The sequence below is a fragment of the Pelagicoccus mobilis genome (genome assembly GCF_016595505.1).
Taxonomy (GTDB): Bacteria; Verrucomicrobiota; Verrucomicrobiia; order Opitutales; family Opitutaceae; genus Pelagicoccus; species Pelagicoccus mobilis.
Map to the genome: position 1 here is coordinate 100,834 of NZ_JAENIL010000023.1, position 15,228 is coordinate 116,061.

Consider the following 15,228-nt stretch of genomic DNA (forward strand, 5'->3'; position numbering starts at 1 on the left):
GGTCCTCCTCTTGGGTTTTGTATTAAGGTGCACAATGGTGCAATTCGTTGTTGACGCAAGTAAGAGTTGTGCTAAATTGCACCTTAAATACCCCAGAGCGTTCCAATCATCTGCTGTGATACCGGCCCCAACGGCTTCGTGACCGCTCTGTTTTTTGCAAACGGTGGAGATTCGCCGGCTCCTATTGAGAGCCGCGCTCCGATAACATTTGTACCCTACAAACTAGACTGAAGTTATGAATATCAAACAAACGAGTCAGCATACATTGCTACCGTCGATAAAGTCCCCGCTAGGCGTTTTCGCTATGGGACTCTCAGCGGCGATCGCTGCGCAGTCAGGACTGGCGCAGACTGAGGAAGAGGATGAGGTTTTCGAGCTATCACCCTTTAAGGTAGACGCTTCTGAGGACAGCGGCTACCGCGCTACAAACACGATCTCTGGCACGCGTCTGAACGCGGCCATTAAGGACTTGCCGATGCCGATCGAGGTTATCACTGACGAGTTCATCAAGGACACGGGCTCGACGGATTTGCGCGAGTCGCTTGCTTACAGCGCTGGTATGCTCATGACCTCTCAGAATGATGCGGGAGCGGGCAACAGCTTTAATACAATCGGTGGCGTACACAATCCGGAGGGCGCGACCAGCAACAAGACTCAGACTTCCTACAAGGTTCGTGGCTTTATTACGGACGCGACCTTGCGCGATGGTTACCGCCGTCAGTTCTCTACTGACGCGGCCAACATTGGTCGTGTGGAAGTGATTCGTGGACCGGCTGCTTTGCTTTACGGAATCGGAAACTTTGGCGGTATCGTGAACTACCTGCCGAAGACCCCGCCTTCCGAAAGGGTGCAGCACGTCACGCTCGCATTGGGCAATGACGAGCACTACCGTGCTGTCTATGAGACGGGCGACACCTTGGATAATGCATGGAATTTTGGATACTATGTAACTGCGGTGTACGAGGAAAATGGCAGCTACACTGAGTTCGCCGAAAACGATCGTACATTCATCTCTCCAATTTTCACCTTCCGTCCGACTGAGAAGACGGAGGTGACGATCGACCTGGAGTATGGTGAGGAAGAAAAGGACGCTATCGGCTTCCAGAGTGTTCGCGCTCGTGGTGACTTGAGCAGTAGCGATACAGCGAATCAGCAGGACCGCCTTGAACGTGCAGGCTTTTTGCAGTTTCCGGACAAGGACATCCGCACCATGCGTTGGAGCGGAGAGGACACTTACTTGGATACGGAGTCTAGCAACATTCGTCTTCAATTGACTCACAGCTTCTCGGAGAACTTGAACTTCTTGATGGGGTACAACGTCTCTAACGTGGAGTTCGAGTCCCGCGATGTGGGTGGAGGTGTTACAAATAACGTAGGTCCTGAACACCTGCGTAACACGATCACGGTGATCCCCGCTAGCGTTGAGAATGGAGATGCGGAGTTCATCTTCGGCGAAGTGACGGATGCGATCTTCCAAGGTAGCTGGACGGATCGGACAGAGGAGGTAGACCGCGAGCAAGTGCGCGTGGAATTGAACTACAACTTCGACCTGTTCCCTGATAGCGAGCGTTTCGCATTGAAAAATAGCTTCTTGTTCGGTCGTTCGGAAGAGCGTTCTGAGAACGATCAGTATATACGGGGAACCATGGAGAATGAGTTCTTCTACTGGGACCCAACAGACTCGTCGCCGATGCGCTTCGGCGAAAATGGCGACGGAACTGCGGCTCCGCCGATGGAAGACATCAACAGCTCTCTCTCTACTTCTTGGAACCAGGGCACCTATGTGGTCTATCAAGGCAAGTGGCTCAACGATCGCCTCACGGCGGTAGCTGGTATGCGTCGCGACAGAAACGATCTCCGTAACGAGTTCCAGAATTTCCGCAATGGAGACATCTCCAACACTGGTTCCGGACCAAGGGATAAGGACACGTCCCAGATTGGTGTTAGCTTCGAGGTAACCGATCGTATCTCGGTCTACGCCTTGATGGCTGAAGGGATCATGCCGAACTTCGACGGCAATCTCGACGTCTACGGAAATCCGATGGATGCGGTTACCGCTGAAAGTGAAGAGGTCGGTATCAAGTTCGACCTGATTGAAGGTAAGTTGAGCGGCACGGTTAGCGCGTACCGTATCGAGCAGACGGGTACACCGATCTTCTACTGGTGGGCTCCCGCTCCTTCGAAGGGCAACTTTGATCCGAACTCTGACATCATCTACAACGTATCCGACTTCAATCCGACTGTTGAGGCGGAGTGGAGAAACGGTGCCTTCACTGTTGCTGAGCCTCAATGGAATGCGGCTGTCAATTCTGGAGCAGCGTATCAGCTTGATGATACCTGGTACTTGAATGCTTCTGAAGCGGATGGTGCTGCTTACATGGATGCGGTATTCAACGCGTCCAAGACCACGAATCCAGGATGGCCAGGTTGGTTGTACAACCAGGACGACAATACCAACAATGCGACCGAGGACTTTGCGGCGGCTAATGGGGTCAATGCTTACCTCAGTGGCGACCAGGAGTCATCGGGTTACGAAGCTCAGTTGAACTTTGCTCCAACCGACCAGATGCAGTTCGTGCTGAACTATGCGCAAACCAAGCGTACCGTGGTTAATGCTGGAGCGTTCCCAGAGTACGAATGGGGTTCAGGTGGCGTTGACAAGTGGGCAGTCTGGTACTTCCCAGATGGTGCGTGGGGTCTTTCTGGATACAGCTTGGAAGATCAGTTCCTTAATGCGGACGACACGTCTACCTGGCAGGGTCGTGGCTACGGTGCGGGTGAAAAGCAAGATGACACGCCTCTACATGCTGTGAGCGGATGGGGTAACTACCGCATTGCTGACGGCAAGTTTGCAGGACTTTCGTTCGGCATGGGCTTCCAGTGGGAAAGCCAACGCGAATACTTCTCAGGTATCACAGACGGAGCTGGTCAGCTCGTCACGGATTCGAATGGAGAGCGCGTCGTTCTCGAGACGGATACACGTTTGAACATCGACGCCATGGCTAAGTACGAATTCACGGTCGGCGAGCGTAACGCTCATTTGCAGCTGAACGTGTACAACGTGCTCGATGACCAGGATGCGTATGGTTATCTCTACGCGAAGCCTCTCTCGTATCGCCTCCAGTTTGGTATCGATCTGTAATCATTGGTAGTTGTAGCGGCGTCGGCAGGGAGGGAAGTTCTGTCGGCGCCGCTCTTTTTTAGAATGTATTGTGAGAGCGTCGAAGGACGCTCAACGAGCGAGAGTGAGTTGGTCCGCGGTGGATCAAACTCGCTCTAACCGCTCGCAACTAGGCGTTGAGGCGCTATTGGTTTTACTTGATGACTCAAAGTACCCCAGAGAAACTACGCGTATCCGAAAAATTAGGCTATGGATTGGGCGATACCGCCTCCAATTTTTTCTTCCATACCTTCAATATTCTGTTGCTCGGCTATTACACGGACGTGTTTGGCCTGACGGCGACGGCGGTGGGGACCATGTTTTTGGTCACTAAGCTATTCGACGCGTTTACGGACCCGATCATGGGAATGATTGCGGATCGGACTAAGACGCGATGGGGCAAGTTTCGCCCTTACATTTTGTGGACTGCGGTTCCGTTCGGAGTGATCGGCTACGCGATGTTTGCAAATCCGGATTTGTCGGATAGCGGGAAGCTCGTGTATGCGTATTTCACCTACAGCTTGATGATGCTGGCGTACACGGTTATCAATGTAACGTACTCTTCGCTCTTGGGGGTTATTTCTCCTGATTCCTCGGAGAGGACGATGGTTTCGACCTATCGCTTTGTTTGCGCGTTTGGAGCTCAGCTTTTGATATCGGCTTTTGTTATCCCGTTGAGGGATTTGCTGGGCGGAGGTGATGAGGGGCTCGGTTATCAGCGGACTATGGCTTTGTTTGCGGCGGCGTCAGTGATCCTCTGGTTCATAACTTTTCTGACAACGAAGGAGCGGGTGGAGCCAGCGGCTGATCAGCAAGTGAACTTTAGCACTGATCTTGGCGTGGTTTTTAGGAATTCCGCATGGATCGCTTTGGTGGTTGTTGCTGTACTGACTCTGACGAACGTTGGTGTTCGTGGCGGGGCGACTTACTTTTATGTGAAGTATTACATCAACGACTCTGATAAAATGGTGTTCTGGATTTTTGATCGTACATCCATTGCGTGGTTGTCGGGGGGATTGGGTATGTTGGTCGGAACTCTTCTTACTAAACCTCTGACGGAAGTATTTGATAAGCGGACCTTGATGGTTTGGCTCACCGGTTTGAATGGTCTGTTCATGCTCGGCATGTTCCTGATCGGACCTGATCAGTATTGGCTAATGATCATTGTTGGGTTCATCGGCACGATCATCGTGGGGCCGACTCCTGCGATCGTCTGGTCCATGTATGCCGACGTAGCGGATTACGGAGAGTGGAAGTTTGGCCGTCGTACGACTGGTCTGGTTTTCTCCGGACTCCTGTTTTCTCAAAAGATGGGGCTCGCGATCGGTGCGGGTTTGGCTGGCTGGATCCTAGGTTGGTTTGGTTATGCTGCAGGGGCGGAGCAGTCCGAGAGTTCCCTGCTGGGAATTCGCCTTCTCTTCACTGTGTTCCCGGGAGTGCTTACTCTCGCTGCAGCGTTAGCGACGCTTTTTTATCCGCTAAACGACAAGCGTGTCCAAGAAATAGATACGGAACTTAATAAACGCCGCGGAGCTGTGGCGGGATAATTTGATTCGGAATGTCTCTCCTTGAAAATGTTGGTCCGGTAAAAGTTGAAATTCGCAAGAATGAGCGCGGAGCATATTCGCTTTTACGTGATGGACGTCCTTTCTGGGTAAAGGGTGCGGCCGGCTACCAGCACTTGGAGAGGCTGGTTGAAGTGGGTGGAAACTCGGTGAGGACTTGGGGGATGGATCAAACCGAGGCTGCCTTGCCGGAGATTCGACGTTGGGGGCTTACGCTCTGCGCGGGATTGTGGCTGGTGCCTCCGAGGCTGGGGTTCGATTACAACGAGGAAGAGGGGCGTGCTAAGCAGTTTGAGTTGATCAAAGAGCAGGTCCTCTCCTTGCGCGACCAGCCGTGTTTGTTGATGTGGGGAGTGGGTAACGAGCTGGAGCTCGGAGTGCAGGCTGACTGTAGCGTCTGGCAGGCGGTTGAAGAGGTGGCCTCCTTTATCAAGGAGGTGGACTCTCTCCATCCAGTTATGACGGTGTTGGCTTCGGTGAATGTTGATGCCTTGCGTTGCATCGAGGAGTTTTGCCCGTCGATTGATCTCGTTTGTTTCAATTCCTATGGAGATCTCGAGCAGGTCCAAGGAAAGCTGGACCGGGCGGGATGGAATTTTCCTTACCTTGTTACTGAGTGGGGCTGGGATGGGCATTGGGAAGTGCCTAAGACGGAGTGGGGGGCTGAAATTGAGCCCACTTCTACCGAGAAGGCCAAGCAGGTTCGGCGGCGTTATCGGAGGCTGGGAGAGGCGCATGAGCAATGCCTCGGTAGCTACCTCTTCCTATGGGGCTGCAAGCAGGAGAGAACTCCAACCTGGTATGGTGTTTTTGATGCCGAGGGACGGGAGACGGAAGCAGTCGGCGCGATCGAAGCGCGATGGACGGGGAAGGCTGAGAAAACGGTTTGCCCGCGGATCTCTCCGATCCACATCAAAGGTTGCTTATCGTGGAAGAGCCTCGTTTTTGAAAGGGGCGAGGAGGTACGTGCTGATTTCGATCTGGAACGCGGCTCAATCAGCGAGGCTGATGTTCATTGGGCTGTGGCCGAAGAAAGCACGGACAAGCGTGTGGGAGGGGACACGGAGGCGGCCCCCTGTCTTGTCGAGTGCCGGATCACTTGGGTTTCGGCGACCGAGATCGTTTTCCGTGTTCCAGCTGAAGCTGGAGACTACCGTTTGTTTCTGAAAGTGCAGGGCGCGGATCAAACAATTGCGACTGCCAACTTTCCTTTCCGCGTAGAATAGCGAGGCGCGTGTGTCCTAGTGGGATGGAGGAGCGGAGGTTTCGCCCTCTACGAATTCGCCTGATACCTGTACGTTTCGCCGGCTAGTGTTTGGATGGTCGATCTTGCGGATCAGAGAGCTGACCGCCGAGATTCCGATGTCGCGGAACGGGATGCGTAGGGAGGTTAACTGGGGCATGCCTTCAGGAGGGGGGGTGCCGTCGAATCCGGTGATCGAGCATTCGCCTGGGACTGAGATCCCGAAGTCCTGGAAGTTTTTCAGCAAGTCGTAAGCTTGGTGATCTGCTCCGCAGACCCAGGCGGTGACGCCTTGTTCGCGAGTGAGCTGGGCTGCTTTGCGGTAGAGTTGGTCGAGCGGGAGTTGCTCGTCGGGGCGAAGGTTGAGGATGAAATCCGTATTTAGCTCCAGACCGAAGCGGTAGAGGTTTTCGGCGTAGGCTCCGAAGCGGCGCTCTACCCATGGGGTGTGGACTGGGTATTTCCAGGTGAGAAAACCGATGCGCTTATGCCCTAGCTCTACTAGGTGTTGCATCATGCGAGAGATGCCACGGATCTGGTCAGGTAGGATGCAATCGACGTCGCAATCGTCGTAGTCTTCGAGAACGGAGACGGTGGGGAATTTGGACATGACGTTGCGCACGGCTTCTTCCTTGAGGGGATAGATCAAGATGGCGCCTTTCCAGTCGAGGCAGCTTACGCCTTTCACGATTTGGCGTGCTCGTGGTTGGGGTAGAAAAGAGGTTGGGTCGACGTAGAAGGCTTCGACTTCTAGCTTCTCGATGGCGGCTTTTTCGTTGATGCCGGTAAACAGCTCTTCGGCAGTCTTGTGGTCGTCTTCGGACAGGCGTTCCTCGCTCATGCCCACGATTACGGAGAGCTTTCTTCTATCCGAGAGTTTCGCGTTGTTGCCGGAGCGTTGGGCGGAGTAAGAATAGCCCATTTCCGCGGCAAGTCGGAATACTTTAGCGCGTGTCTCCGGATTGATCTTCGGGTGGTTGGTGAAGCAACGCGAAACGGTGGTTCGGGATAGGTTTAGCTGGTCGGCGATTAGCTTCTGATTCAATTTGGACATCGATTTCGAGTATTTTCGTAGCTTGAGGTCGCCTGATCAGCGAGCAATGTAAAAGGCGTTATTTGGATTAAACTAAAGTCTTGATAACCTGCAAAATAATGCAATTCAAAAGCGCGGTTAGACCGTGTCCCCTAACTGTTGAATCATAGTCAAGATCGCTCGTTTCGACCCTAGGATTATGATTTGTGATTGCATTAAAGTGCACCTTGTGATCTTGTTTGAGAGGTGATCCCTCCTAGAGGCAGGAAAGTGCTGGGGGCTTTTTAAGGTGGATCGCACGCCGAAACCGGTGGTGGCGGATCTGATAACTAGAATCAAAGAGACAGAAACTTATTGGCTATGAGTGTAGACGTTTTGGAAGAAAAGGCGCTGGGAGCCCAGCATGGTATCAATGGATTCGTGGAGATTGACGGAGAGTCTTTTCTTCGGATCGACAATGTGGGTGAGATGGATCCGTTTTTGATGAATGTGGTGAGTTCCACGGATCATTGGATGTTTATCGGAAGCAACGGAGCTCTGACCGCTGGGCGAAAGGATGCTGATAACTCGCTTTTTCCATACTACACTCAAGACAAGCTTTTCGAATTGGCTGAGACGACGGGTAGCGTCAGTAAAATATGGGTTGAGAGGGGGGGGCAGAAGGTTCTTTGGGAACCGGTATCGAAGGACGAAGCGGGCGAGTGTTGCGTGCGGAGGCTGTACAAGAGTGTTGTTGGAACGCGCGTGATCTTCGAGGAGGAGCGTGTGGATCTTCAGCTGCGTTTTCGTTACGAGTGGAGCTTTAGCGAGAGCTTTGGGTTCGTGAGGAAGGCGAGCGTGGAGAATCTTGGGGAAGGTGCTGTTGAGCTTCGCATTTTAGACGGTATCCAAAATTTGGTGCCTTATGGCCTGGATCAGGCGTTCATGAACCAGTTTAGCAACCTGGCGGACGCATATAAGAAGAACGAGCTTTTGAGCGATGTCGGCTTAGCGCTTTATTACCTTAGCTCGATTCCGACGGACAGGGCTGAGCCGAGCGAGGGCTTGAAGGCGACTGTTGCCTGGTCGCCCGATGCGAAAGCGAGTTCCGTGCTCTTAAGTTCTCGGCAGATTGAGCGTTTCTGCGCGGGGGAACCGTTGAATAGCGAGTTTGACCTGCGAGCCCAGCGTGGAGCTTATCTTGTCCAGTTGGAGAAGAGCTTGGGTGCTGGGGAAATCGACTCCTGGAATATTGTTGCAGATATTAATTGCGATGCTGGCAAGGTCGTCGCCTTGCGACGGAAGTTGGCGGATGCACCGGCTCTTCTGAGGGAGGTACGTGCGGAAGTGGAGGCGAATCGGGATGGCGTTTGGTCGAAGGTGGCTTCTGCGGATGGAGTGCAATTGACTGCGGATCGAGCTCGGGACGCGCGTCACTTCTCGAACACTATGTTCAACGTGATGCGTGGAGGCGTATTCGTGAATGGATACGAAATCGAGGTCGATGAGTTCGTGCGTTATTTAAAGTCGATGAACCGCTCGATGGCCGGTGCGTTCGAAGACGAGTTGCGTGGGCTTGGAGTGAGTGTCTCGCGACAGAAGTTGCTGGAGTGGACGGCGACGAAAGATAGCCCGGATCTGGTCCGTTTGGCTGGCGAGTATTTGCCTTTGACGTTCAGCCGCAGGCATGGGGACCCGAGTCGTCCTTGGAACAAGTTCTCGATCGAGACAGTTGATGCCCAAGGACAGCCAGTTTTGGCTTACCAGGGAAATTGGCGTGACATCTTTCAGAATTGGGAACCGCTCGGGTATTCATATCCTGGCTACTTGGAGGGAATGGTTTCGCGTTTCCTGAACGCGTCCACAGCCGATGGCTACAATCCGTACCGCGTATCGAACTCCGGATTCGATTGGGAGACGATCGAGCCTGACGAAGCTTGGTCGAACATTGGATATTGGGGAGATCACCAAATCGCTTATCTGTTGAAGCTCCTTGAGGCGATGGACCGTTTCCAGCCGGGTGCTCTGGACCAAAAGCTTGCGGAAAAGGTCTTTGTTCATGCTCACGTTCCTTATCGGATTCGCTCGTTCGAGCAGATTCTTGAGGATCCGAGAAATAGCGTGGACTATGACGATGAGGCATCGGAGCGACTGCTCGAGGCTGCTTCGAAAGAGGGCGCGGATGGTAAGTTGTTGCTTGATAGAGAGGGACAGGTGGTGCGTGCCAACTTGTTGGAGAAGCTGCTGGTGCCCTTGTTGGCGAAGGTTTCGAATTTTGTCCCGGATGGAGGGATTTGGATGAACACGCAGCGTCCCGAGTGGAACGATGCGAATAACGCTCTGGTGGGGTATGGCATATCGGTCGTGACTTTGTGTTACACGAATCGGTATCTGGAGTTGCTTGAGCGTTTGGTTGATCGGATGCCGGACGGAGGCGTGTTCGAGTTTGACGCTGCGTTGGCTGAGTTCCTGGAAACGCAAACGGGTGTGTTTAACCGTTTCGCGGATGACTTGGAGCGGGGGTTCACTGCGGAAGCTCGATTTGGAATGTTGAAAGAGCTTGGCGTTGCTGGTGAGAGCTATCGTGAGAAGGTGTATTCTCGCGAGCTGGGCGCTGGTGTATGTCGCGTGTCGAAGGAGAATCTCAAGTCTTTCGTGGGCTTGGCTCTTCGTTTTGTGGGGGCTTCTATCGACTCGAATCGTCGTTCGGATGGTTTGTTCCACTCTTATAATTTGCTGCAGCTTGCCGGAGAGCAGGTTGATATTGATCGTTTGCAAGTGATGCTTGAGGGGCAGGTTGCTGCTTTAAGCTCGGGCAGGCTAAAAGCGAGCGAGGCTCGAGAGTTGGTGGAAGGGCTCCGTGAGAGCGAGTTGTATCGGGAAGATGTTCAAAGCTATCTTTTGTATCCAGATCGTGAATTGCCGAGTTTTCTAGAGAAGAACGTAATCGCGGAAGGGGATGTGGAGCGTTTTCCTGTGTTTGCGCAAATGCTTGAGCGTGGCGACGGCCGAATTTTGTACCGAGATGTTGATGGCGTTTGCCGTTTCAATGGGGCGTTTCGCAATAGTGGCGATTTGGTCGCTGCTTGGGAGGGGCTTCAGGGCGAGTACGCGTTAGATTCGGAGTCTGAATCTCTTGAGGAGGCCGTAGCTGTGTTCGAGGGCGTGTTCGATCACCGTCGCTTCACGGGCCGCAGCGGTACTTTCTTTGCCTACGAAGGCCTTGGGAGCGTCTATTGGCATATGGTGTCGAAGCTCGTTTTGGCGATCCAGGAGAATTGTCAGGCTCACGCGGATGCAGACGAACGTGATCGGGAGGCCTTGGAGCTTGCGTATTTCGAGACGTTGCTGGGGCTGGGCTTGGATAAGACGCCGCAGGAGTATGGGGCGTTTCCGACCGATGCTTATTCGCACACGCCTGCGCATGCTCGGGCTCAGCAGCCAGGAATGACGGGACAAGTGAAGGAGGACGTGCTTGTGCGCTGGGCGGAGCTTGGGCTCGAAGTGGAAGAGGGGCGTATTTTGCTTCGCCCCATTCTTCTCAAGCGTAGTGAATTTCTGGATTCGAGTGCGGAATTCGAATATCTGGACGTTTCAGGTGCGAACCGAACGCTCTCTCTTGAGGCAGGTCAGATGGCGTTTAGCATTTGTCAGACTCCGATCGTGCTTACCATTGGGGCTAGCAAGTCGACTTGTGTTTCGTTCACTGATGGCGCTCAGCAACAGAGTTCAGGCTGTGGTCTGTCGGTGTCGGATAGCTCTGCGGTTTTTGAGCGAAAGGGACGCGTGCGTCGGGTGGAATTTGTTATTCCTGAAGATGCTCTGCTTTAAGCTTCGACTAGCTTGATACTTTGTTGGACTGCGGCGTTGGTGTCGGCGTCGCAGAGAACGTCCGATACTGTGACGATCCGTTTCGCTCCGGCTTGCTTCACTTGGTTGATGTTGCCGCGGTTGATTCCGCCGATGCAGAAGTAAGGGAGCTGGGGGGCTAGCTTCGCTACGTAGCGGACGAGCTCGAGCCCTACAGGTGTGTAGGTGGGCTTTGTCTGTGTTGCGAAGACTGGTCCGACTGCGAAGTAGGAGAGTGTATCCGAGCCTAGCGCGATCGCCCTTTCTGCCTGATCGGGCGAATGGGTGGAGAGTCCTAGGATCCGGTCTGGGCCAAGGCGTTGGCGGGCTTCCTTGGCTGGGAGGTCGTCTTGTCCGACGTGCAGGCCAAGGCCTGGAAAGCGTAGACAGAGGTCGATGTCGTCGTTGATGACGAGGTGGGGCTGCTCGCTGAGGGGAGTGTCGAGTGCTTCGCGTAGGGCGAGGATTTGTTCGGTGAGCCGTAGGCGTTGCTCGGCGGTGGATCCCTTGGCGCGGATTTGAATGATGCCTGCTCCTCCCGCTGCGAGGGCTTGGTATTTATCTGTCCACGCCTCTGGGGTGACGTAGCCGGTGTCTAGGATGCCGTAGAAGGAAATCTTGTCGATCGGGAGCATGTGGAGGCGTTTTGGCCTTTGCTCCGGATTTGTCTAACAAAACCGGCGAGGATGCGGATGGTTTATGCTTTTGGCGTTTGCTTTTCCTCTTCTGCGTCGGCGGGAGGAAGATTGACGGAGGAATTGCCAGAGAGGAGCTGTGAGGTGGCTTCCGGTTCGGAATCTGCGGGATCCGGGAGGTCTGCAGCCTCGTTGCTGAAGCTTTTCACGACGATCTGAATTTCGCCGATCTGATCAAAGCTAAGGGATTTTTGGAGAAGAGCGGTGATGTGTTCCTGCACGCGTTCGCAAACAGCCTTGAGGTTGTCTGGCCGGGTGAGGCGGAGCTCTACCAAGGCCGTGACTTTGTTGTTCTTAACGCGAATGACGGGCCTCGCCGCTTCGACCCATTCATCGAGCAAGCACGCTGAGCGAACGAGCTCTTGCAGAGCTTTTCGTGAAACCAGCACGCTTCCTGCGTCGCCACTGAATGCGGTGAGGTGCGCGGGCGGTTTTTTGAAGATCAGACGGAGCCCGATCAGCAGAAAGGCGAACGCTACAATAGCTACCCCGATTTGTACGGGGGTAAGCTGGGTGAAGAATTCTACTGCTGAATCTAAGGGCTCCATTTACTGGTTTTCAGAGCAGGGCGCTACTCTGAGAGAGTAGCGTTTTCGGAGTCCGCCGACTTCTTGGCGGCTTCCACTTCCTCTGGCATCTTGACGCCTTCGATGACGACGTCGACTGCGCCGACCGTTTTGCCAGTCATGTTGGTCACTTGCTTTCCGACGATGAGCTGGAGGTTTTCGGCGGTTTTGGCGAGTTCGACTCCGTATTCCATGTGAACGCGGAGCTCGATGAGGTAGTTGCCGCCTTCGTCTTCTGAAACGCGGACTCCCTTGTCGTAATCCTTGCTGGAGAAGAGGGCGGATACGTTTTCGATGAAGCTGCCGCCTACGCCGACGACGCCCTTTACGCTAGTGGCAGCCATCTTGACGATAGTAGCGACCACGGTGTGGTTGACCTTGATTTGGCCGAGAGTTCCGTCCTGATCGTCGCCGATCTCGATGGTTGGTTCTTGTTGTTCCATTGTGTGAAGCTATTTCTATGGTTTGGGTAACGCTTAACAGAACTGTGTCGCGATTAGTTTAGAAAAGTTCCTATCTGTTGCGGGGTTGTATGTAAATCCCTATGAGGAACTTGGCTGGAAAATAAGCTAGTCGAGTTTTGGATTTCGCTCAGCGAAGTCTTCCATGAACTTGGTGGTCGCTTTGCCTGCGAGGAAGTCGGGGTCGCTGACAATCGCCTTTTGGAGGGGGATTGTGGTTTTGATGCCGCGAATGAGGTATTCGCTAAGGGCTCGGTACATTCGCTGGCTCGCGATCTCTCTGGTAGCTCCGTAGGTGATGAGCTTGCCGATCATGCTGTCGTAGTAGGGGGGGATCTTGTATCCTCCGTAGCAATGGGAGTCGACGCGAACGCCATGGCCGCCTGGAGCGTAGTAGAGGTCGATTGTGCCAGGGCTCGGGATGAAGTTGCGAGCGGGATCCTCTGCATTGATGCGACACTCAATGGCATGCTTGGTGATCTTGATGTCCTCTTGTTTGAAGGCGAGTTTCTCGCCTTGCGCGACAAGCAGCTGTTGTTTGATGAGGTCGATTCCAGTCACTTCCTCTGTGACGGGATGCTCCACTTGGATACGCGTGTTCATCTCGAGGAAGTAGAAGTTTCCATCGGGATCCACGAGGAACTCGATCGTCCCTGCGCCTTCGTAGTTGGCCGCCTTGGTGGCTGCTACGGCGGCTTCGCCCATGCGCTTGCGAAGGTCTTCGCTTACGAAGGGGGAGGGGGCTTCTTCGATGAGCTTTTGGTGGCGACGCTGGATAGAGCAGTCGCGTTCGCCGAGGTGAACTACGTTGCCGTGTTGGTCGGCGAGAACTTGGAACTCGATGTGGCGTGGGTTCTCGATGTACTTCTCGATGAGAACCTCGCCATTGCCGAAGGCTTTTTCTGCCTCGCTGCGAGCCATGATGAACTCCTTGCGGAGAGAAATGTCGTTGCGCGCGATACGAAGGCCCTTTCCGCCGCCGCCAGCCACGGCCTTGATCATTACAGGGTAGCCTACTTCGCTAGCGATCTTAACCGCTTCATCCTCGGATTCGACTGTGCCGTCGCTACCACCGCAGACGGGTACGCCAACTTCCTTCACGGTTTCTTTGGCTACCGCTTTGTCGCCCATCTTGCGTATGGATTCTGCGGATGGGCCAATGAACTTGATGTTGCAGGATTCGCATTGTTCGGCGAAGTCGGCGTTTTCCGCGAGGAAGCCGTATCCGGGGTGGATGCCGTCTACGTCCGCTATTTCTGCGGCACTGAGAATGCGGTCGGCTTTGAGATAGCTCTCTGGTCCCGCTGCTGGTCCGATGCAGATCGCTTCGTCGGCGAGTTGAACGTGAAGGGACTCGATGTCGGCCTCCGAATAGACTGCAAGTGTCTTGATGCCCATTTCGCGGCAGGCGCGAACGATGCGAAGGGCGATTTCACCGCGGTTTGCGATTAGTACTTTCTCCATTTGCGAAAGGTGTTTGGTGGGAAAATATTGCGAGCCGAACCCTGCAGGCTCGACTCTATTAAGGGGGAGGGCGCTTGTGCCCGATCGTAGTTTAGGCGAGGCGGAAGAGCTTTTGGCCGAACTCTACTGGCTGTCCGTTTTCGACGAGGACTTCCGCGATCTTGCCGCTCACTTCAGCTTGGATTTCGTTCATGATCTTCATCGCTTCGATGATGCAGACGACGCTGTCTTCCTTTACGGAATCGCCAACCTTGGCGAATGCCGGGCTGTCTGGAGACGGAGCTGAGTAGAAAGTACCCACCATTGGGGAGGTGACGTAAGTCGCATTGTCGTCGGCAGCTGGCGCGGTGGGGGCGGCTGGTGCGGGCGTCGCCGGGGCTGCGGGAGCTGCGGGAGCCGGAGCAGCCGGAGCCGGGGCTGCGTAGCTTACAATCTGGGGTTGAGCCTGCGTTTCGGTCGCGCGTTTGATCTGCAGCTTGAAGTTCTCTTCTTCAACAGCGAATTCAGTCAGGTCAGACCGCTTCATTAGGTCGACGATTTGCTTGATTTCTTTGATGTCCAAAACTCTGAGGGTTGATTGTTCAATTTCAAAGGAGGCTCGGTCTGTTACGACCTTTTGCCAAACATGCAACTATCTAGTTGAATGGGTGTTAGTTGCAGTTGGGGCGAATGTGTTGAAAAAATGCTGTTTGGCGAGTGCGAATGGCTTTTGAAAGGAAGGGAGCGCAACTATATATAATAGGTCTATTTCTTTGCGGCGCTTATTCGTGTTATTAGAAAAGGAGTGGCTTAGGTGCTATCTAAGGCCAGTTTGAGTGATTTGATACGCTCTGCGGAAACTTTTTTGAAAAACTGCTTGATTAAGGGAAGCGACGGCGCAGAGTGCCGGCTCTTCTGTTCTTTTCATAGCTCATCTTTGAGCGGTTGGTCGCTTTGTTTCCTTCGAGAAAATAAGTTGAAAATACTTCTTGATTCGAAGGTTCTAAAACGCATTTTGCGTCCCTCTGTTCTTTGAAATTCGCGATGCTAGGTGGCTGGATTTTAGAAATCTATAAACTCTGAAGAAAGTTCAAAAAAGGGCTTGATTCGCGAATCGAAAAAGGCAGTGTTCGGCCTCCGTTCATTAAAAGTCATCCGAAGCCAAGCTGGTCGCTTCGAGGATCTGAAAAGAAAATCGATTAACCGCTTGACGAGAGGTTTGAGTTTTGAGTGG

Annotated in this window: 10 protein-coding genes; 4 read left to right on the plus strand and 6 right to left on the minus strand. The window is 53.6% G+C overall.

All coding sequences use genetic code 11. The features are described from left to right. Positions 1–235 precede the first annotated feature (235 nt). From JIN87_RS13670 to JIN87_RS13680, 3 genes are all read left to right on the plus strand, one after another. The gene (locus JIN87_RS13670) at positions 236–3,142 is read left to right on the plus strand and encodes a TonB-dependent siderophore receptor (RefSeq protein ID WP_200356131.1); all 2,907 of its coding nucleotides are present in this window, start codon (positions 236–238) and stop codon (positions 3,140–3,142) included. A 179-nt stretch (positions 3,143–3,321) separates the two neighbouring features. After that, positions 3,322–4,707 (plus strand): MFS transporter, encoded by a 1,386-nt coding sequence (locus tag JIN87_RS13675; RefSeq protein ID WP_200356132.1) that lies wholly within the window; start codon positions 3,322–3,324, stop codon positions 4,705–4,707. Between the two features lie 11 nt (positions 4,708–4,718). Continuing rightward, on the plus strand, positions 4,719–5,951 hold the full coding sequence (locus tag JIN87_RS13680) for an IPT/TIG domain-containing protein (RefSeq protein ID WP_200356133.1): 1,233 nt from the start codon (positions 4,719–4,721) through the stop codon (positions 5,949–5,951). 15 nt (positions 5,952–5,966) lie between these two features. On the opposite strand, the gene JIN87_RS13685 is transcribed toward JIN87_RS13680, so the two are convergent. Beyond that, positions 5,967–7,022, minus strand: coding sequence for a LacI family DNA-binding transcriptional regulator (locus tag JIN87_RS13685; RefSeq protein WP_200356134.1), 1,056 nt, complete (start codon positions 7,020–7,022; stop codon positions 5,967–5,969). Between the two features lie 339 nt (positions 7,023–7,361). On the opposite strand from JIN87_RS13685, the gene JIN87_RS13690 reads away from it, so the two are divergent. Next, entirely contained in the window at positions 7,362–10,811 is a 3,450-nt protein-coding gene (locus tag JIN87_RS13690; RefSeq protein ID WP_200356135.1) for a hypothetical protein, read from the plus strand. Here the strand turns inward: JIN87_RS13690 and thiE are convergent. From thiE to accB, 5 genes are all read right to left on the minus strand, one after another. Beyond that, positions 10,808–11,464, minus strand: a complete 657-nt coding sequence (gene thiE, locus JIN87_RS13695) for a thiamine phosphate synthase (protein WP_200356136.1) — start codon at positions 11,462–11,464, stop codon at positions 10,808–10,810. The two genes, JIN87_RS13690 and thiE, sit on opposite strands and share 4 nt — an antisense overlap. A gap of 62 nt (positions 11,465–11,526) precedes the next feature. Further along, on the minus strand, positions 11,527–12,072 hold the full coding sequence (locus JIN87_RS13700; protein WP_200356137.1) for an Asp23/Gls24 family envelope stress response protein: 546 nt from the start codon (positions 12,070–12,072) through the stop codon (positions 11,527–11,529). A 23-nt stretch (positions 12,073–12,095) separates the two neighbouring features. Beyond that, positions 12,096–12,533: an Asp23/Gls24 family envelope stress response protein gene (locus tag JIN87_RS13705; protein WP_200356138.1), complete on the minus strand. Its 438-nt coding sequence runs from the start codon at positions 12,531–12,533 to the stop codon at positions 12,096–12,098. 126 nt (positions 12,534–12,659) lie between these two features. Continuing rightward, on the minus strand, positions 12,660–14,015 hold the full coding sequence (gene accC / locus JIN87_RS13710; protein ID WP_200356139.1) for an acetyl-CoA carboxylase biotin carboxylase subunit: 1,356 nt from the start codon (positions 14,013–14,015) through the stop codon (positions 12,660–12,662). Positions 14,016–14,106: 91 nt separating this feature from the next. Further along, the gene (accB, locus tag JIN87_RS13715; RefSeq protein ID WP_200356140.1) at positions 14,107–14,577 is read right to left on the minus strand and encodes an acetyl-CoA carboxylase biotin carboxyl carrier protein; all 471 of its coding nucleotides are present in this window, start codon (positions 14,575–14,577) and stop codon (positions 14,107–14,109) included. Positions 14,578–15,228 lie beyond the last annotated feature (651 nt).